Here is a 17,548-nt window from a genome sequence, read left to right as displayed (position 1 = left end):
ACTCCCCCTAATGACTATTGTTGCTTAACGATTGGATGATCGAGCTCCACATGACCCATTAAACTTTCTTCTTTCTCGCCGTCAACAAGAATATCAAGAGAAGTCACATCTTCGAATTGAAACATGGTCTTCTGGACAGCATCAACCGCCATCTGTTCGCCCGGACCTCCTAAGCGCGCTTCATCGTTGATATGAATATCCAGCGTTACCGCGCCGTTCTCCACCTTGGCGCTGAGCAGGTCGATATGCTTCCATAGCGACAAGCCTCCGTCTTTGCCATCCTGTTGAAGTGCTTTATAAGCATTTTCAATTTTTTCCCTGGTGTCCGCGTACTGAATATCTGCCTGCTGCTCCTGCAGCTCCGTCATTTCCTCATCGGTATAGTAAACCTTGATCGTCTCGCTCTTCTTCTCTACTACCGGGACCGGCTCCGGAGGCGTCTGCACCTGACCGGAACTTCCCCCTTGCGTGTTATCCGGCCTGCTCCCGCATGCACTCATGGTCAGTATGGCTGCGGCAGCGATCAGGACAAGCAGTATGCGTGAAGCAGCTGGTTGTTTCATCGGCTTCCCCCTAGGTAATATTCAAGTATTCTTTAATTCCGGCTACAACCTGAGCTGCAATGGCATCCTGTCTTGCCGGATCGAAGAGTGCCGCGGCATCGCCTTTGTTGGAGAGATATCCCGCTTCCAGAAGAATGGCCGGCATCGTCGTTTTCTTGATAACCACAAAGCTGGCTTGATGGACCTTCCGGTCGGGAAGAGCGGTCCCTGCCACGAGATGCTTATGTATCACATTCGCAAGCGCGAGACTGCTGGCACGGTTATAATACGTTTCCGAACCTGATGCTGACGAGCTTGTAGCCGAGTTCGCATGGAAGGAAATGAATATATCCGCATTCATATCATTGGCGATTTTGGCTCTGTCATCCAGCTCGACGAAGGTATCGTCCGACCGGGTCAGGTAAGCTTTAATTTTCGGTTCATTATCCAGCAGCGCCTTCACTTTAAGCGTGATGGACAGATTGTATTCTTTTTCGTGCTTGCCGTTAACGGCAGGCGCACCTGGATCTTTGCCTCCGTGACCGGCATCCAGAACGATTTTGTATACGCCAGGATCTGCCTGATCAACATTACCTGGAATCCCTGGATCAACATTAACAGGATCGGTCGGGGCTACAACATCCTTAGGCTCCAGAACGTCAATGCGGATCACCTTGTCCTCACGGGCAATATTGATAGGCGTCGGCGCTGTCAAATCCAGTACGACTCTTACCGTTGAAGGCTTGTCCTTAAACAAGGAATAACGCACACTTACGAGCGACGGATGATTATCCATCGAAAATTGTCCGGAATAGCCGTTTGATAGATTTGCCATAAACGTAGACGAGAAGGCCGTGTATGGAAAATCTATAGCGATTTTCTGCTGAATTTCTCCGCTTCCCGCAATCGTTTCTTGTACCAGATCGCCTATTTCGCCGTCATACCTTACATAGATGCTTCCTATACCGTCATATTCAATGGTGTTGATCGTTCCGGTAGTTTCCGCCGACGGCGAATCATCGCTTCCGGTTTCCGTTCCGTCCTGTCCGGGGATTGTCCCGTCTCCAGTACCAGCGTTGCCATCCTCTTCACCTGGAAGCACTACTGGCGGTTTCTCGACTTCTTGTCTGGACTTGTCAAACATCTGGACCGTTCTTGTGGCGGTGTCCCAGGATACCTCGAGCCCAAACTGCTCTCCGACAAATCGAAGCGGCACCAGGGTAGTATTCTTCGATATGTATGCAGGCACGTCCAGAGAAACTTTCTGCCCATTCACCAATGCAGTTTTACTGCTGATCGTCAGGACCATAATCGTTTCCCCATTGGATATATTGACGTTCGGGGAAGACCATGCCACATCAAAACCCAGTTCTTCCGTTACTGTTCGCAGCGGCACCATCGTCGTTTGTTTGACTATTTGCGGCGCTGCAGGCGATTGTAGTAGTTTGCCGTTCAAATAAAGCTTGGGAACAGGCACAGCGGCGGCAGCTCCCACCAGACCAGGGAACATAGAGACGAACAACGTTAATAACATTATAGCGGTTACAAACTTCTTCATCTTTCACCTCGATGACTTGATTTTCGCCTCCGAGCAGAGCGAACAGGCCGATGCTTACAGACATTTATTAGACGCAGTTTGTCAGAAAAAGTTGCGTATTCAGGAAAATTGTAACTCTATCGCCAATGAAAGAAGAAACGGCTTGACGCGCACCAAAATAAACGGAATCTGAAAGTTTATGATATTTGAAATGCAAAAGGCCCCCGGCAAGACCGGAGGCCTGGATCAAAATCTATTGTTTTGTAACTTCATCAAAAATTAATAGGCAACCCGGCTTGCTTCATAGGCTGAAATCGCCTCTTCATGCTGAAGGGTAAGACCAATATCATCCAGCCCTTGCAGCAGGAATTGACGGCGGTGCTCATCCAGATCGAAGGAAATTTCAAGCCCTGCGCCGTCAGTGAGTTTCTTGTTCACCAGATCAACCGTCAGCTTGTAGCCTTCTTCAGCCGCAGTGCGTTGGAACAGACCATCCACCTGCTCTTCGCTCAAGCGAATCGGCAGAATACCGTTCTTGAAGCAGTTATTGTAGAAAATATCTGCAAAAGAAGGTGCAATAATGACTTTAAAGCCATAATCAAGAATGGCCCAGGGCGCATGCTCACGCGAAGAGCCGCAGCCGAAGTTGGCACGGGAGATCAACACCGAAGCGCCTTGATAACGCGGCTGGTTCAGGCTGAATTCAGGAATAACGTCACCCTTCTCATCCCAGCGCCACTCAAAAAAGAGGAATTGGCCAAAGCCGCTCCGTTCAATACGTTTAAGAAATTGTTTTGGAATAATGGCGTCCGTATCCACATTGACGCGGTCCACAGGGGCAACTAGCCCCGTCAGCTCTTTAAACTCTTCCATCTATGGTAACCCCTTTCGAATCTTGTTTCATGAAGTCAGGTCCGTCAAAATTAGCTCAGTACTTCGGATTTGATTTTCCAGTCGCGAACATCGGTGAATTTGCCCATAATGGCGGCAGCTGCTGCCATTGCCGGGGATACGAGATGCGTGCGTCCTCCGCGTCCCTGACGGCCTTCGAAGTTCCTGTTGGATGTTGATGCGCAGCGCTGTCCAGGCTGCAGAACATCGGGATTCATAGCCAGACACATGGAGCAGCCCGCATCGCGCCATTCGAATCCGGCGTCCGTGAAGATTTGATCCAGACCTTCCTGCTCGGCTTGAATTTTGACACGGCCCGATCCTGGAACCACAATGGCCGTAACACGGTCGCTGACCTTGTAGCCTTTGGCAATTTCAGCCGCAGCGCGCAGATCCTCAATCCGTCCATTCGTACAGGAGCCGATGAAAACATAATCAATCGGGATTTCATTCATAGGAGTTCCTGGTGTCAGACCCATATACTCCAATGCTTTCTCTGCCGCTTTGCGTTCATTCTCCGTAGGAAGCTCAGCCGGTACTGGCACTTTCGACGTAATGTCTGTTCCCATACCAGGGCTTGTGCCCCAGGTCACTTGAGGAATCAGGGAATCTACATTAAATTCCAGCACTTTATCATAAGAGGCGCCGTCGTCCGTGGCCAGATCCGTCCAAATCCGGACAGCGCGGTCAAAGGCTTCTCCCTGCGGCGAATACTCACGGCCGCGCAGGTAATTAAACGTGGTTTCGTCAGGAGCGATCAAGCCTGCACGCGCACCTGCTTCAATCGACATATTGCAAACGGTCATCCGCTCTTCCATAGACAGGGAACGAATAGCCTCGCCCGTAAATTCCATAACATAACCGGTACCGAAATCGGTTCCGTATTTGGCGATGACGCCAAGAATCATATCCTTCGCGGTCACACCAGGTTTGCGGCTGCCGACAAAGCGGATTTCCATCGTTTTGGGCTTCGATTGCTGCAGACATTGTGTGGCCAGAACATGCTCCACTTCGGATGTGCCGATACCGAACGCCAATGCGCCAAAAGCGCCATGAGTCGAAGTGTGGCTGTCGCCGCAGACAATGGTTTTACCCGGATGAGTCAGTCCCAGCTCGGGTCCCATAACGTGAACAACCCCTTGATCGAGACTGTCCAGATCAAACAGCTTTACGCCAAAATCCTCGCAGTTTTGAGTCAATGTGTCAATTTGCTGCTTGGAGATCGGGTCCGTGATATTGAAGCGGTCCTTCGTCGGTACATTGTGGTCCATCGTTGCAAAAGTCAAATCCGGGCGGCGTACCTTGCGGCCCGTCAAACGGAGTCCTTCAAAGGCCTGCGGGGATGTAACCTCATGCACCAGCTGCAAATCGATATACAAAACACTTGGTTTGCCCTCTTCGGCATGAATGACATGATTGTCCCAAATCTTCTCTACCATTGTTCTTTTTGCCATTGTTTTCACCTCATAAGTTCAATAATTCGTTCTATTTTTATCGATGACAGTATCATAGCATTTCTTTCTTCATTGATCCAAGATATAATATCTATAACATCAATAGGTTTCGCCTATGGCACCCGTGTAACGAAAATATCGCTGAAGGAGTGTCATCATCTTGGAATTCCGCCAACTGCAATATGTCATTCAAATCGCCAAAGAAAAAAACTTTTCCCGCGCCGCGGAAAAGCTTCATATCGCCCAGCCTTCCCTCAGCCAGCAGCTGTCGAAGCTGGAGAAGGAAATCGGTGTTCTGCTGTTTCGACGGACCACTAATTCTGTCGAGATGACCCATGCCGGCTCCGTATTTGTGGACAAGGCGCAGAATATTCTCGACAGCATCGAACAGCTGAAGCAGGAGCTGGACGATATCGCTCATATGCGTAAAGGCAAGCTGGTTGTCGGCAGCCTGCCCATTACCGGCTCTCACGTTCTGCCGCTCGTGCTTCCGGTATTCGGCAGACGGTATCCGGAAATCGAAGTCGCGCTTGTCGAGGACAGCTCGTTCCGGCTGGAGCAGCTGACCGCAAGCGGACAAACGGACTTGAGTCTGCTGTCGCTGCCGCTTCACGAACCCTCTCTAGCCTGGGAGCCCTTGATCGAGGAGGAAATCTGTCTGGCCGTGCCTCCCGAGCATCCGCTTGCCCTTAAGAACGAGGCTGTAAACATCCAAGACCTCGAACAAGAGCCCTTCGTACTGCTCAAGAAAGGACAAGGCTTCAGGCAAATCGCTATCGAGCTTTGCGAGAAAGCCGGATTTCAGCCCCGAATTGTATTCGAGAGCGGAAATATTGAAACCGTGCAATCGCTCGTCGCCGCCGGAATGGGCATCGCTTTTGTTCCCAAGATGGTGGCAAGGGCCAAATGGTACGAATTCGCGCCTGTCTATTTGCCTTTTGCCGAGCCTGCGCCTTCGCGTACGCTTGTCATTGCAAGCCGCAAGGGACGGTATCTTTCGAAAGCGGCGGAGGCCTTCATCGAGACAATGAAATCAACAATCGAAAGCCATTTTCATTCTTGAACTTCGTTTAGTAAAGCGATGGACGGCGATCCTCAAAAACCGGAATTCTTCCGCGTATTTCATCGACGAGCCCCAGATCGATTTCTGCCCGCAGAATGGTTTCTTCCTCCCCGGCTTCAGCGATGATTTCTCCCCATGGATCAATGATCAGCGAGTGACCGAAAAAGGAGCTTGTGCCGCTTGTGCCGCAGCGGTTGCAGGCGACCACGAACATCTGGTTCTCAATTGCGCGCGCCATAAGCAGCGTACGCCAGTGGTGCATTCGGGGATTCGGCCACTGTGCGGGAACAAACAACAGCTTCGCCCCATCCAGCGCCAGCTTCCGGGCCAGCTCCGGAAACCGGATGTCATAGCAGATCATCATACCGGCATCCGCTCCGGACACGCGCAAGCTGCCCACTTTCTCCCCCGGCTGCAGATGCTTCTCTTCATTCATCAGACGGAACAAATGGATTTTCGAATACTGCGCCTCCACTTCGCCCTGAGCATTAAACACATAAGTCGTATTATAAACGCCTTCGTCCCTGCCCTCGGCAATGGAGCCTCCCACTATTTGAATACCATGCCCGCGGCTGAACGCAGAGAGCAGCGCTTTCGTCCGCTCACCCCCGCGGTCCGCAATTTCACTGATTTCTTCAAGCGCATACCCGGTATTCCACATTTCAGGCAGCATAATCAAATGCGGCTTTTCATTGCCCGCGGCCGCCTTCTCCAGCATGACTTCCAACTTCTTGAAATTCTCATCCGGATGCCCGGCCTCAACATCCATCTGAACCAGAGCAATTCGCAGTTTATTCTTCGTAGTCATAGCTTGTGTCCACCTTTCTGTTCGGGCAGCATTTTCTTTTCCCTAATGATACCGCCTCATGGTTCTCTGTCAAGATGGGCATCGTAACAAGGTAACCATCTAACATGAATCGTAAAGGAGAAATGAAAATGAAAGTAAGTGCCAAGCTGATTTCTCTTCTGATGCTTGTTTTCTGTTTAATGATACCGGCTGTTGCCAGCGCCCGGTTGGCTGACGACGGAACCGCTTCTCAGAGGCCGGTTCAGGCCTTTGATATCGAAGCCGGAAAAGTCGTTAAATCCGTTCCGAACAGCAAGGAATTCCAAACCTATGCCATCAATTGGCTGGGCTCGGTTACAGGTCTGGCCCCGCAGACCAAGCCGGATGACAAATGCGGCTATGTCTTCCGCATTCCGCTGAACGAGCCGGCAGTGGTCCAAACCGGTTCGGTTACCGTGCGTACGGCAGATGTGTTTCTTTTTTATTGTCCCGGCAAGCCTCAGATTCTGCTCATCTTCGACGAGAACAGAAAACCGTATTTGCTGCAGTTTAAAGCGGATACCAAGCCTTTCCTGGCTCAAATGGGGCTTTAATGTGATTGGTGGCCAGCAGCAGTCCCGGCCTTTCGTCAGCCACTTTGCTCGACACCTCTTCCTATAATATGCTAAATTAGGCTTAGGTTTTAGGTACGCAGCAAATTAGTGGAGTGATCAACGATGAAGGATATCAAATCTTTTCCAATAAGTCCGGCAGACCGGATGTCCGGCTTGCCGGCGCAATTTTTTGCAGCGCTGGTAGGCAAGGCGGGAGCCCAGGCAGCCAAAGGTCGAGACGTTATCAATCTGGGGCAGGGCAATCCGGATCAACCTACCCCTGCGCATATTGTTGCGGCTCTGCAGGAAGCGGCACCCAATCCGGAATTTCACCGCTACCCGCCCTTCAAAGGCTTTCCTTTCCTCAAGGAAGCCGTTGCCCTGCGCTATAAGGAAGACTATGGCGTTACCTTGGATCCTGAGAAGGAAGTTGCCATCTTGTTCGGCGGCAAAACCGGCCTGATCGAAATCAGCCAATGCCTGCTCAATCCAGGTGATATCTGTCTGGTTCCGGACCCGGGTTACCCCGATTACTGGTCGGGTGTCGCGCTTGCAGGCGGACGGATGGAATATATGCCGCTAACGGCAGACAACCAATTTCTCCCTGACTATGACGCCATACATAACGACATCGCAGACCAGGCCAAGCTGATGTTCATCAATTACCCGAACAATCCCACAGGAGCTGTGGCCGGACCTGAATTTTATGAGCATACGGTTGAATTTGCCGCGCGCCACGGCATTGTGGTGGCAAGTGATTTTGCATACGGAGCGATTGGCTTTGACGGCAACCAGCCGGTCAGCTTTTTGCAGACCCCCGGAGCCAAGGAAGTCGGGATCGAATTCTATACCTTATCCAAAACCTATAATATGGCAGGCTGGCGGGTTGGTTTTGCGCTTGGGAATCCGGAAATTATTTCGCTTATTAATTTGATTCAGGATCATTATTACTGCAGTCTTTTCGGAGGCATACAAGCCGCAGCCGCTGTTGCGCTAACCGGTCCCCAGGATTGCGTGGCCGAGCTCCGCACAACGTACGAAAGCCGCAGGAACGCTCTCTACAATGCTATGGGCAGGATCGGCTGGGAAGCTCCCAAGCCCGGAGGCTCCTTCTTCTGCTGGCTGCCGGTGCCTAAAGGATATACCTCGGCCTCATTTGCCGATCTGGTCCTCGAGCGGGCTGATGTTGTCATCGCCCCGGGGATCGGCTTCGGGAGCTATGGCGAGCATTATGTCAGGCTGGGGCTGCTTGCTCCGGAAACGCGCCTCGAAGAAGCGGTGGCACGGATCGGCAGGCTCGGTCTCTTCGGGTAGTTTGCCCCATATTCTTGGTTCTTCATCAGGTGCAGGATGAGGTTCAGGAATGACCCCTGTCCACTGCCTTTACAGGTCATGTCAGATCGTGATATGCTTGATTTAATTGAACACGAACGTTGTGATGGGGAACAGTACGCAGGTTTGAGTCGTGCACAGAGAGTAAATTCGTCAGCTGCGAGAATTTACCCGACCAATGCAGAAATCCCGCCCCGGAACGGCCGGCGATGAGCCGGACAGCACCTGCTGTTATCAGGCTTGATGAAGCGAATGCGGCTTGTTTTCCTTTTAGGAGTACAAGACCGTTTTAATTAAGGTGGTACCGCGGAGGTTATACTTTCGTCCTTTCTATTTATGTAGAGGGCGGAAGTTTTTTTATTTTATTCAGGGGAAAGGATTTGCGATAATGACGGAACGAATCGTGGTCAAAATCGGCAGCAGCTCGCTGACATCGGATGAAGGCGGCTTGAACCGGGAACGGATTGCTTTCTTCTCCCGTGAACTGGCTTCGCTGTATGATGCCGGATATCAGGTGCTGCTCGTCACCTCCGGCGCAGTGGCTGCGGGTTTCCGCAAAATTGGGTACCGGTCGCGTCCAAAGCTTGTTCATGAAAAGCAGGCAGCTGCAGCTGTAGGCCAGGCTCTGCTGATGCAGGCCTATCAGGAGGCCTTCTCAGCCTACGGTACAAACGGCGGAATCGGTGTTGCGCAAATCCTGCTCACCCGTGCCGACTTTTCCAACCGCAGGCGAATCCAGAATGCATTAATGACCATTGAGGAGCTTCTGGAACAGCGGACCGTACCGGTCGTCAACGAGAATGACACGGTTGCAACGGACGAATTGAAATTCGGGGACAATGACACCCTCTCCGCGCTGGTCGCCAATCTTGTAAAAGCCAAGCGGCTGCTCATCTTAACCGATACGGACGGCCTGTACACAGAGGATCCCAGAATCAACCCCGAGGCGATCCGGATTGACCGGGTAGAGGTTATTTCCGAAGAGCTCGTCAAGCTTGCCGGCGGCTCAGGATCTTCCGTTGGCACAGGCGGCATGCGCTCGAAAATTGAAGCCGCCCGGATTGCCATGCGCGGAGGCGTGCCTGCCTTTATCGGCCGGGTTCTTGAGCCCGGAGATATGCAGCTTGCAGTTGAAGGGGGCGGAAAAGGCACTTATTTTGATACAAGTCTGCATAATCTGCCGATGAAAAAGCAATGGGTTGGCTTCCACTCGCATACCCAGGGACGGATTATCGTGGATGAAGGTGCCGAGAAAGCCCTTCTGCAGGGCGGAAAAAGCTTGCTTCCTGCGGGGATCCGGGAGATCGAAGGCGAGTTTCATCCCGGCGACGTCGTGGAAGTCGTTAATCTGCAGCAGCAGACCATCGGCCGCGGTGTCGTGAACTATGCCGCATGGCAAATCCAGGCCGTAGCCGGGCTCAGCACGCAGGAGGTCCGCCGGCGGGTTGAAGTCAACCGGATTGAAGTCATACACCGCGATGAATGGGTATCGTTCAGCGGATAGATGGATCACGGTAAAACTCTAAAGCTTTCGCTTTCGAAGTGAGTTTTCCTGTTCAACGAAGAAGTATAACCCGATGGATCACAGTAAAACTCTAATCTTATGCTTTCGAAGTGAGTTTTCCTGTTCAACGAAGAAGTATAACCCATGATGGATCACAGTAAAACTCTAAGCTTATGCTTTCGAAGTGAGTTTTCTTGTTCAACGAAGAAGTATAACCCGTGATGGATCACAGTAAAACTCTAAGCTTATGCTTCCGAAGTGAGTTTTCCTGTTCAACGAAGAAGTATAACCCGTGATGGATCACAGTAAAACTCTAAGCTTATGCTTCCGAAGTGAGTTTTCCTGTTCAACGAAGAAGTATATTCCATGATGGATCACAGTAAAACTCTAAGCTTATGCTTCCGAAGTGAGTTTTCCTGTTCAACGAAGAAGTATATTCCATGATGGATCACAGTAAAACTCTTAGGAGGGAACTATATATGAGCGAAGTACGCGAGAAGGCGGCCCTTGCCAAGCAAGCGGCTGCCATAATGAACCGGATGACAACAGAGCAAAAAAATGCTGCCCTGCTGGCCATGGCCGATGCGCTCGTTCGCGAGCATGCCTCGATCACTGCGGCTAACGGGCTTGATATCAACCGCGGGCGAGAGAACGGAACGAGTGAATCATTGCTGGACCGGCTTAAGCTGAACGAGCAGCGGGTTGCGGCAATAGCAGACGCGCTTCGTCTCGTTGCCGGGCTGCCGGATCCGGCCGGTCAGGTTCTGGAAGCCTTCGACCGTCCCAACGGCCTGCAGATTACCAAAATCTCCGTGCCGCTTGGTGTAATCGGCATGATTTACGAAGCGCGTCCGAATGTCACGGTAGACGCCGCAGGCCTTTGCCTCAAAACAGGCAATACCGTTGTCCTGCGCGGCGGCTCGGCTGCCATCGAATCGAACCGGAGGATCATTGAAGTACTGCGCGGCGCACTGGAGGGGACTGCGCTGCCCCCTGACGCGATTCAGCTGATAGAGGATCCCAACCGCTCATCTGTGGATGAAATGCTTAAACTAAACGGCCTGCTCGACGTGGTTATTCCCCGCGGCGGCGCTTCCCTGATTCGCAATGTAGTGGACAATGCGACTGTCCCGGTTATAGAAACGGGCGCCGGAATCTGTCATACTTTCGTCGATGAGAGCGCCGATCCGCAAATGGCCTCCGATATTGCCTTCAATGCGAAGGTTCAGCGCCCATCCGTATGCAATTCGATGGAAACCTTGCTCGTGCATGAAGCGTTCGCCTCAGATCATCTGCGGTTGATTGCTGACCGGCTATTAGCCGCCAATGTCGAAATTCGCGGATGCGAACGGACCTCCGCACTTATTCCTGAGGCCAAAGCGGTAACCGAAGAGGATTATGCCACTGAATACAATGATTACATTCTAAACATCAAAATAGTAAATAATCTGGACGAGGCGCTTGCTCATATCGGGAAATATGGAACCATGCACTCGGAGTGCATCGTCACCGGGAATCAAGCGAATGCCGCGCTTTTTCTCCAGGAGATAGACGCTGCAGCTGTCTATCATAATGCATCCACGCGCTTCACAGATGGCTTTGAATTTGGCTATGGCGCCGAGATCGGCATCAGCACGCAGAAGCTGCATGCGCGTGGTCCAATGGGCCTTCCGGCGCTGACGACAACAAAATTCCTAATTTCCGGCAGCGGGCAAATCAGAGGTTGATGAGGAGGTTATCTTTAAAATGTCACAATTATTCTCTGCCGGTGTTTCTCCGCAGATCAGTTCGCTCCGGTTGTGCTTTTACGGTGCGGGATCGATGGCGGAAGCGATTGTTCGCGGCCTGCTGGACCAGGGGCTGACCGCACCCGGACAGATCGGTATGATCAATCGCCAGAATGCTGCCCGGCTTGACGAGCTTGCCGCGCGTTACGGCGTTCAGGCCGCGTTTGATAATGAAACCAAAACAACCATGATCGGCGGAGCCGATATCTTATTTCTGGCAATAAAACCCAAGGATGCCGCTGAGGCGTTGAAGCAGCTGCGCCATGTGCTTCGCCCCGATCAATTGATCGTCTCGGTTATCGCCGGCTTGTCGATTCATACGATGGAAACACTGCTGGGCCAGCCGATGAACATTGTCCGCACGATGCCCAATACGTCAAGCACAATCGGTCTTGGCGCGACGGGCATCAGCTTCTCCTCCACGGTCTCCGAGGGGCAGCGAAGCCTCGCAGAGGCCATGTTCAAATCCGTCGGCATGACGGCAGTCGTCGAGGAGCATCTTCTGGATGTAGTGACAGGTCTCTCGGGCAGCGGTCCCGCTTATATTTATTATGTCATGGAAGCAATGATCGAAGCCGGCCGGGGCCGCGGTCTCAGCGAGGAGGCTTCCCGCGAATTAACAATCCAGACCGTTCTGGGCGCCGCCCATATGGTCAAGGCGACCCATGAGCATCCGGCGGAGCTGAGAAGAAAAGTGACTTCTCCCAACGGAACGACACAAGCCGCAATAGAGACGCTTGACGCGCATGGCTTTACCCAAGCCCTCATCCATGCGATAGGGCGGGCCACCGACCGTGCCGCCGAAATGGGCAAAGACATCGAGAGGAGTGCAACTCATGAGTGATCAGGTATGCATCGCGACTTACCGCTGTTATGACGATAAAGCTGATTTTCACAAGAAAGCCCAGGGCATTGCTGTCGGGCTGACCGTCGGCAGCTGGACCGACTTGCCCGAAGCCCGCAAGGCGGAGATGGAAAAGCATCTTGGGCGTGTCATAGCCGTCACCGTTCATGAGCCGGAAGGTGCGGTGCCCGGCGAGCGGTTTGCCGACCTCCAGATCGCGTATCCAGACATTAATTTCAGCCGCGATCTCCCTGCCCTGCTCGTCACCGTATTCGGCAAGCTGTCGATGGATGGCAAAATCAAGCTGCTGGATCTTCAATTTTCCTCAGCCTTCACTTCGGCATTTCCCGGCCCCAAATTCGGTATTGCCGGGGTAAGGAAGCTCCTTGGCGTCCACGACCGCCCTCTGCTGATGAGCATATTCAAATCCGTCATCGGCCATGACCTGACCAATTTGCGGGAGCAATTTTGTCAGCAGGCCCTGGGCGGAGTCGATTTGATCAAGGATGACGAAATTCTCTTCGAGAACCCGTTGACTCCATTGGAGAAACGGGTAGAGGTTTGCATGGATGCCGCGCGTCAGGCGGAACGCGAAACCGGACAGAAGCTGCTGTATGCAGTCAATCTGACGGGGCCGACCTCACAGCTTGCCGCTAATGCCAAACGGGCAATACGTGCAGGCGCTAATGCGCTCCTGTTCAATGTATTGGCGTATGGCTACGATGCCCTGCATGAATTGAGCTGCAACCCGGACATCACCGTCCCGATCGCCGCCCATCCCGCCATGGCAGGCGCTTTCTATCCGTCGCCGCATTATGGGATCTCCGCCCCGCTGCTGCTGGGCAAGCTGATGCGTCTTGCCGGGGCCGATCTGGTGCTCTTCCCTTCGCCTTACGGCTCTGTTGTTATGCCTAGAGAAGAGAACCTCGCTGTCCAGGCAGCTCTCGTCGATCCCGGTCTTCCCGTTTCTTCCAGCTTTCCCGTCCCTTCAGCGGGAATACATCCCGGACTGGTTCCGCTTATTTTGCGCGACTTTGGACAGGAGGTTGTTGTCAACGCGGGCGGCGGCATTCATGGCCATCCCATGGGGACAGCGGCGGGCGGACAAGCTTTCCGTCAGGCCATAGCGGCAACGCTTGCCGGAATTTCACTGCCAACGGCAGCGGAGCAGCCGGGACAAGAAGCTTTGAAAGCGGCCATCGCCAGCTGGGGGTATAAGGAATGAGCCTGGAAATAACGAATCCGGTATCGGCCAGAGGGAAAAAGCGCATCATTTTTTGCGATTTTGACGGGACTATTACCGAGAACGACAATATCGTGGCCATCGTGCGGCATTTCAATCCGCCGGGCTGGGAGCAGATCGTCGAAGATGTCGTGTCACAGCGCAAATCCATCCGCGAGGGTGTCGGCGAGATGTTCCGCCTGCTCCCGGCAGCGCGAAAAAAAGAGGTTGTGGAATACGCGATCAGCAATGCGCGCATTCGTGCCGGCTTCAGCGAACTGCTGGCATACAGCGAAGCCCATGATATTGAATTTTATGTAACGAGCGGCGGAATTGATTTTTTTGTATATCCCCTGCTTGCTCCCTTTGGCATTGCCGAGGACCATATATACTGCAACGGCAGCGATTTTACAGGAGAGCGGATCGAAATCACCTGGCCTCATCCCTGCGACGGAAACTGCAGCAACGACTGCGGCATGTGCAAAACGACCATCATCAGGCGCTTTCCTTCTGAGGCGTACACGCGGATATTGATAGGCGACAGCGTAACGGATTTTGAAGGGGCCAAGCTGGCTGATGTCGTATTTGCCCGTTCCCACCTGATCAGCAAATGCGAGGAGCTTGGACTGCCTTATAATGAATTTGAGACGTTTCATGATGTGATTGCCGTTCTTAAACATGAGGAGGATTCCCATTAACATGATGTTCGCAGACATTGCTACAGAAGAGAAACAACGGGTTCTGGCCGAGCTTGGCGAGGTCAAACGTTTATTCGCTTCCCGCGGCTGGTTCGCCGGAACAAGCGGCAATCTGTCCATCCGGGCAGGAGAGTTTGCATCCGATTCATTCAACTTTGCCATAACGGCAAGCGGGAAAGACAAGTCGCTCTCAACGCCGGAGGATTTTCTGTTCGTCGATCAGAACGGGTCGCCCAGCGAAACCACCAGGTTAAAGCCATCCGCAGAAACCCTGATTCACTGCGAGATTTACAAGCTAACCGGATGCGGAGCCATCTTCCATGTCCACACCGTTATGAATAATGTGATATCAGAGCTGTTCTGGGACCGCAAATCGATCCCCGTTGACGGCGTAGAGCTGATCAAGGCTTTTAATATCTGGGAGGAAGAAGCCCATATTGAAATTCCCATTGTCTCAAATTTCGCTCACATTCCAAGCATCGTTCCAGAGATCACTGACCGGCTGGATCCGCGAATTCCCGGCATCATGCTGCGCAAGCACGGCATCTATGCCTGGGGCGCTAATGCTTTTGAAGCCAAGCGGCATTTGGAGGCATTCGAGTTTCTGTTTGAATATGTATACCGCTGGGAGCTGCTGCAGCGAAAATAAGGAATCATTCCGCAGCATACTTCATCCGGTGGATTGGGCGGCGTAGATGGCGCTTGACCTTCACGCAGGGTCAACGTTTACAATCGGACATGAAGGAGATGGTTCATATGCCGCTGCACATCCATGAAACCGCAAAATGGCTCGGGACTACGCCCCGGGCCATTCGTTTATATGAAGAAAAAGGATTGATCGCGCCGGACAAATCCCCCGTGAACGGATATCGCATCTATAGGAAGCAGGACCTTGAGCGTCTGCGGTGGATTATTGCGCTGCGGGAGCTGGGGTTATCCCTGGCTGCGATCAGCGACATGATTCCCGCCGCCCGGCCATTTCTCCGGGCAGATGAAGATTCGGATTCCATGGATTCCACAGACATCCCGAATCATGCTCCCGGCATATCCTCGCATACCCGGAAAGCTGCCTCTCTCGCGCTTCTTGGAAAGCTGGATGAAGCCAGAAAAGCGATCTACGAGGAATGGTCCCGTCTCTCGCAAGCGCTGCAGGCCTTGGATAGTATGCTTACATCAGGATTTGTCCGGCAGGATCTGACTTTAACGGAGCTTGAATCAGCCGCCGCCGAAATTAGGCAATTATCAGCCGTAAGAAGCTCCTGGCATGATCAATGGGATTATGACCGTCTGGCCGCGAGCCATCGCGAGCTGGCCGTTCTTCTGGCGCTTCACCCGCTGGTGAATGAACAAAGCTATCAGCTTGCACATGATGCTATTGCGCAGTGGATCGATCCTGTCTCTGGCGATCGCGGGATTGACCTCGCCGCGGGAACCGGCAGTCTGACTGCCCGTCTGGCCCGGTCGGGAGCTGTATTAACGGCGGTAGAGCAATCCGTGGAAATGCTCGCCCTTCTGCGCAAAAGCCTGCCTGAAATCGAAGCAAAGCAAGGAAATCTGCTCGCGCTGCCCTTCCAGGGAGCGGCATTTGATTTTGCCTCATGCGCATTTGCCATGCACTATCTGGATGAGCGTCAGCAGCAGCTGGCTCTGGCCGAAATGGATCGTATACTGCTGCCTCTCGGACGTCTCTGTCTGGCGGGTGTTGTAATTGAATCATCCCCCGCGGATCCTCCAGCGAAATCGCCAGCACAATATCCAACCGACCCCAAGCAGGTGGCCGCATGGCTCGGTCAGCTTGGCTATGAAACCATTATGCCGACACTCACGCCCTCGCTGTGGATCATTTTTGCCCACAAGCAAAGACGGAAACCCAACATGAATGGTTAAACTGCCATTTTAAGCAGCCTCGAATTATCACGGCATCCCGGATTGGAGACGCTCCGCCCCCATCACCGCCAATTCAACTTTGTTAATGCCCAGGCAGTGTTCATTCGTAATTTCAAAAATCGGCGGCAATGGCAGGCTTTCAAAATATTGCTCGATCCCCCCTGCCCACTGCATCCAATCCTCACCGCCCGCCCGTTCGAAGGGCTCGTCGGCCCAGGCTGCCTCGAGCACCGGGCTGTAAAGCGGCTTGGCGCCGTTAATGAGTCCGCATCCATTCAGACGCTCGGAATATCGCTTGGGCTGCCGGCCGCCGCTTCTCCTGGAAGCAAACAAATGCGGAGCGTAATCGGCCCTGGAGCCCGTATGGGGAACCGCCCTCACAAAAGCGAGCACGCCTTCGAATACCTCCGGCACTCCGAATAGAATCGCATACAACCGTTTACCGAATTCAATCCGCTCCTGCAGGCTGCTGAAATCTTCAAGCACAAGCCCGGCAAGCTTCATCTGCCCAGCCACCGGCGAACCGTAGGGCATAAATACCGCATTGGTCTGAAGCGGGGATTGCAGCTGAAAAACAAGCTTGCTCAGCACATGCTCCTTGTAGAAAGGCTGCTCCACCACACGCTTTTCGATGAAATGCTGTTCGTTCACGATGAGCGCCGTCGTCAGCAGCGCTGTCTCTTTACGCTGCCAGAATTGAGCCCATACACAGCTCATGAAGCTGGATACACCCAGCTCCGGGAGGAGATGCGAGTAATTCATGCCGTTCCTTTTCCCTGCCTCATACAGCAGCAGCTGGGGATAGGCATCCGAGAAAATCAGAGCATTCGCCCGCTCCAGCAGGAGAAAGTCTGACCGCCGCTGCTCTTCAGGGAGCAGTCTTGGCAGCAAATCCCCCTGCAGATCAGTCATGTTCCAGCCGCCATTGCGGGAAACCATATGAGCAAGCAGCGCCCAATGCAGCTCCGGACAGCGAAAATAAATGGCTCGGTAAGCCTCTGTGCGCGTAATATTGTTGCGGTTGGCCCGCTCGGCGTCAAGCTGTATCCGATAAAGCAAAGTGCGCTCCGCCTTGTTGATTTCCTTGTGTATGCCTGAATGCTCCGCCCGATCCGATTCTGCAGCTTTATTCATCTCCGTCCAGGCTGTATGAAGCCTGCGTACCGAATCCTCGTGCAGACGGGGAAGCTTGGCCGTATCAGCCAGGCGCCGCGACAGCTTCCGGGCATTTATCTTCTCCTCCAACAACCGGATAGCTTTCATAGGGAGCTTTATTATGTTTTTGATTGTTTGGTATACTCGTTTTAGTAATGAATGCTGATCCGCCAAATTCCCAGTCCCCATCCTGCCGCCCCTTTACACTGCTATTATTCATCAGTATAGGCAAGCCGGGGCGCTGTTAGCCAT

General features: G+C 52.8%; 16 protein-coding genes. 10 read left to right on the top strand and 6 right to left on the bottom strand.

Annotation, left to right across the window (positions count from 1 at the left end):
* Nucleotides 1-14: 14 nt before the first annotated feature.
* The 4 genes from AC0YOB_RS25740 to leuC form a co-directional block, all read right to left on the bottom strand.
* Nucleotides 15-563, bottom strand: coding sequence for a GerMN domain-containing protein (locus AC0YOB_RS25740; RefSeq protein WP_475795197.1), 549 nt, complete (start codon nt 561-563; stop codon nt 15-17).
* Between the two features lie 10 nt (nt 564-573).
* Nucleotides 574-2,100: an N-acetylmuramoyl-L-alanine amidase gene (locus AC0YOB_RS25735; protein ID WP_475795196.1), complete on the bottom strand. Its 1,527-nt coding sequence runs from the start codon at nt 2,098-2,100 to the stop codon at nt 574-576.
* A gap of 258 nt (nt 2,101-2,358) precedes the next feature.
* On the bottom strand, nt 2,359-2,952 hold the full coding sequence (leuD, locus tag AC0YOB_RS25730) for a 3-isopropylmalate dehydratase small subunit (RefSeq protein WP_475795195.1): 594 nt from the start codon (nt 2,950-2,952) through the stop codon (nt 2,359-2,361).
* Nucleotides 2,953-3,002: 50 nt separating this feature from the next.
* Nucleotides 3,003-4,424: a 3-isopropylmalate dehydratase large subunit gene (gene leuC, locus AC0YOB_RS25725; RefSeq protein WP_475795194.1), complete on the bottom strand. Its 1,422-nt coding sequence runs from the start codon at nt 4,422-4,424 to the stop codon at nt 3,003-3,005.
* 160 nt (nt 4,425-4,584) lie between these two features.
* On the opposite strand from leuC, the gene AC0YOB_RS25720 reads away from it, so the two are divergent.
* Entirely contained in the window at nt 4,585-5,487 is a 903-nt protein-coding gene (locus AC0YOB_RS25720; RefSeq protein WP_475795193.1) for a LysR family transcriptional regulator, read from the top strand.
* Nucleotides 5,488-5,494: 7 nt separating this feature from the next.
* On the opposite strand, the gene AC0YOB_RS25715 is transcribed toward AC0YOB_RS25720, so the two are convergent.
* Nucleotides 5,495-6,295: a carbon-nitrogen family hydrolase gene (locus tag AC0YOB_RS25715; protein ID WP_475795192.1), complete on the bottom strand. Its 801-nt coding sequence runs from the start codon at nt 6,293-6,295 to the stop codon at nt 5,495-5,497.
* A gap of 128 nt (nt 6,296-6,423) precedes the next feature.
* Between AC0YOB_RS25715 and AC0YOB_RS25710 the strand changes: the two genes are divergently transcribed.
* From AC0YOB_RS25710 to AC0YOB_RS25670, 9 genes are all read left to right on the top strand, one after another.
* The gene (locus tag AC0YOB_RS25710) at nt 6,424-6,867 is read left to right on the top strand and encodes a hypothetical protein (protein ID WP_475795191.1); all 444 of its coding nucleotides are present in this window, start codon (nt 6,424-6,426) and stop codon (nt 6,865-6,867) included.
* A gap of 123 nt (nt 6,868-6,990) precedes the next feature.
* Nucleotides 6,991-8,181: an aminotransferase class I/II-fold pyridoxal phosphate-dependent enzyme gene (locus AC0YOB_RS25705; RefSeq protein ID WP_475795190.1), complete on the top strand. Its 1,191-nt coding sequence runs from the start codon at nt 6,991-6,993 to the stop codon at nt 8,179-8,181.
* Between the two features lie 406 nt (nt 8,182-8,587).
* Nucleotides 8,588-9,703 carry a glutamate 5-kinase gene (proB, locus tag AC0YOB_RS25700; protein ID WP_475795189.1) on the top strand — a complete coding sequence of 372 codons (1,116 nt, stop codon included), beginning with the start codon at nt 8,588-8,590 and terminating at the stop codon, nt 9,701-9,703.
* A gap of 479 nt (nt 9,704-10,182) precedes the next feature.
* The gene (locus tag AC0YOB_RS25695) at nt 10,183-11,430 is read left to right on the top strand and encodes a glutamate-5-semialdehyde dehydrogenase (RefSeq protein WP_475795188.1); all 1,248 of its coding nucleotides are present in this window, start codon (nt 10,183-10,185) and stop codon (nt 11,428-11,430) included.
* Nucleotides 11,431-11,449: 19 nt separating this feature from the next.
* On the top strand, nt 11,450-12,334 hold the full coding sequence (gene proC / locus AC0YOB_RS25690; RefSeq protein ID WP_475795187.1) for a pyrroline-5-carboxylate reductase: 885 nt from the start codon (nt 11,450-11,452) through the stop codon (nt 12,332-12,334).
* Nucleotides 12,327-13,559: a 2,3-diketo-5-methylthiopentyl-1-phosphate enolase gene (locus AC0YOB_RS25685; RefSeq protein WP_475795186.1), complete on the top strand. Its 1,233-nt coding sequence runs from the start codon at nt 12,327-12,329 to the stop codon at nt 13,557-13,559. Before proC ends, AC0YOB_RS25685 begins: the two co-directional genes overlap by 8 nt.
* The gene (locus AC0YOB_RS25680) at nt 13,556-14,254 is read left to right on the top strand and encodes a 2-hydroxy-3-keto-5-methylthiopentenyl-1-phosphate phosphatase (protein ID WP_475795185.1); all 699 of its coding nucleotides are present in this window, start codon (nt 13,556-13,558) and stop codon (nt 14,252-14,254) included. The genes AC0YOB_RS25685 and AC0YOB_RS25680 overlap by 4 nt, the downstream gene beginning before the upstream one ends.
* Nucleotide 14,255: 1 nt before the next feature.
* A complete protein-coding gene (gene mtnB / locus AC0YOB_RS25675) occupies nt 14,256-14,903 on the top strand; it encodes a methylthioribulose 1-phosphate dehydratase (RefSeq protein WP_210047087.1) in 648 nt (215 codons plus the stop codon).
* Between the two features lie 107 nt (nt 14,904-15,010).
* Nucleotides 15,011-16,141, top strand: coding sequence for a MerR family transcriptional regulator (locus tag AC0YOB_RS25670; protein WP_475795184.1), 1,131 nt, complete (start codon nt 15,011-15,013; stop codon nt 16,139-16,141).
* A gap of 27 nt (nt 16,142-16,168) precedes the next feature.
* Here AC0YOB_RS25670 and AC0YOB_RS25665 read toward each other — a convergent pair whose 3' ends face one another.
* On the bottom strand, nt 16,169-17,404 hold the full coding sequence (locus tag AC0YOB_RS25665) for a DUF2515 family protein (RefSeq protein WP_475795183.1): 1,236 nt from the start codon (nt 17,402-17,404) through the stop codon (nt 16,169-16,171).
* Between the last annotated feature and the right edge of the window lie 144 nt (nt 17,405-17,548).

The organism is Paenibacillus sp. JT31N17, from assembly GCF_056269255.1.
This window is presented reverse-complemented; position numbering and strand designations above follow the sequence as displayed.

Excerpts from the sequence above, each read along its gene's own strand:
- proB (WP_475795189.1), top strand. The coding sequence starts at position 8,588 with ATGACGGAACGAATCGTGGTCAAAATCGGCAGCAGCTCGCTGACATCG.
- mtnB (WP_210047087.1), top strand. The coding sequence starts at position 14,256 with ATGATGTTCGCAGACATTGCTACAGAAGAGAAACAACGGGTTCTGGCC.
- AC0YOB_RS25670 (WP_475795184.1), top strand. The coding sequence starts at position 15,011 with ATGCCGCTGCACATCCATGAAACCGCAAAATGGCTCGGGACTACGCCC.
- leuC (WP_475795194.1), bottom strand. The coding sequence starts at position 4,424 with ATGGCAAAAAGAACAATGGTAGAGAAGATTTGGGACAATCATGTCATT.
- proC (WP_475795187.1), top strand. The coding sequence starts at position 11,450 with ATGTCACAATTATTCTCTGCCGGTGTTTCTCCGCAGATCAGTTCGCTC.
- AC0YOB_RS25710 (WP_475795191.1), top strand. The coding sequence starts at position 6,424 with ATGAAAGTAAGTGCCAAGCTGATTTCTCTTCTGATGCTTGTTTTCTGT.
- AC0YOB_RS25740 (WP_475795197.1), bottom strand. The coding sequence starts at position 563 with ATGAAACAACCAGCTGCTTCACGCATACTGCTTGTCCTGATCGCTGCC.
- AC0YOB_RS25735 (WP_475795196.1), bottom strand. The coding sequence starts at position 2,100 with ATGAAGAAGTTTGTAACCGCTATAATGTTATTAACGTTGTTCGTCTCT.
- leuD (WP_475795195.1), bottom strand. The coding sequence starts at position 2,952 with ATGGAAGAGTTTAAAGAGCTGACGGGGCTAGTTGCCCCTGTGGACCGC.
- AC0YOB_RS25680 (WP_475795185.1), top strand. The coding sequence starts at position 13,556 with ATGAGCCTGGAAATAACGAATCCGGTATCGGCCAGAGGGAAAAAGCGC.
- AC0YOB_RS25715 (WP_475795192.1), bottom strand. The coding sequence starts at position 6,295 with ATGACTACGAAGAATAAACTGCGAATTGCTCTGGTTCAGATGGATGTT.
- AC0YOB_RS25705 (WP_475795190.1), top strand. The coding sequence starts at position 6,991 with ATGAAGGATATCAAATCTTTTCCAATAAGTCCGGCAGACCGGATGTCC.
- AC0YOB_RS25665 (WP_475795183.1), bottom strand. The coding sequence starts at position 17,404 with ATGAAAGCTATCCGGTTGTTGGAGGAGAAGATAAATGCCCGGAAGCTG.
- AC0YOB_RS25695 (WP_475795188.1), top strand. The coding sequence starts at position 10,183 with ATGAGCGAAGTACGCGAGAAGGCGGCCCTTGCCAAGCAAGCGGCTGCC.
- AC0YOB_RS25685 (WP_475795186.1), top strand. The coding sequence starts at position 12,327 with ATGAGTGATCAGGTATGCATCGCGACTTACCGCTGTTATGACGATAAA.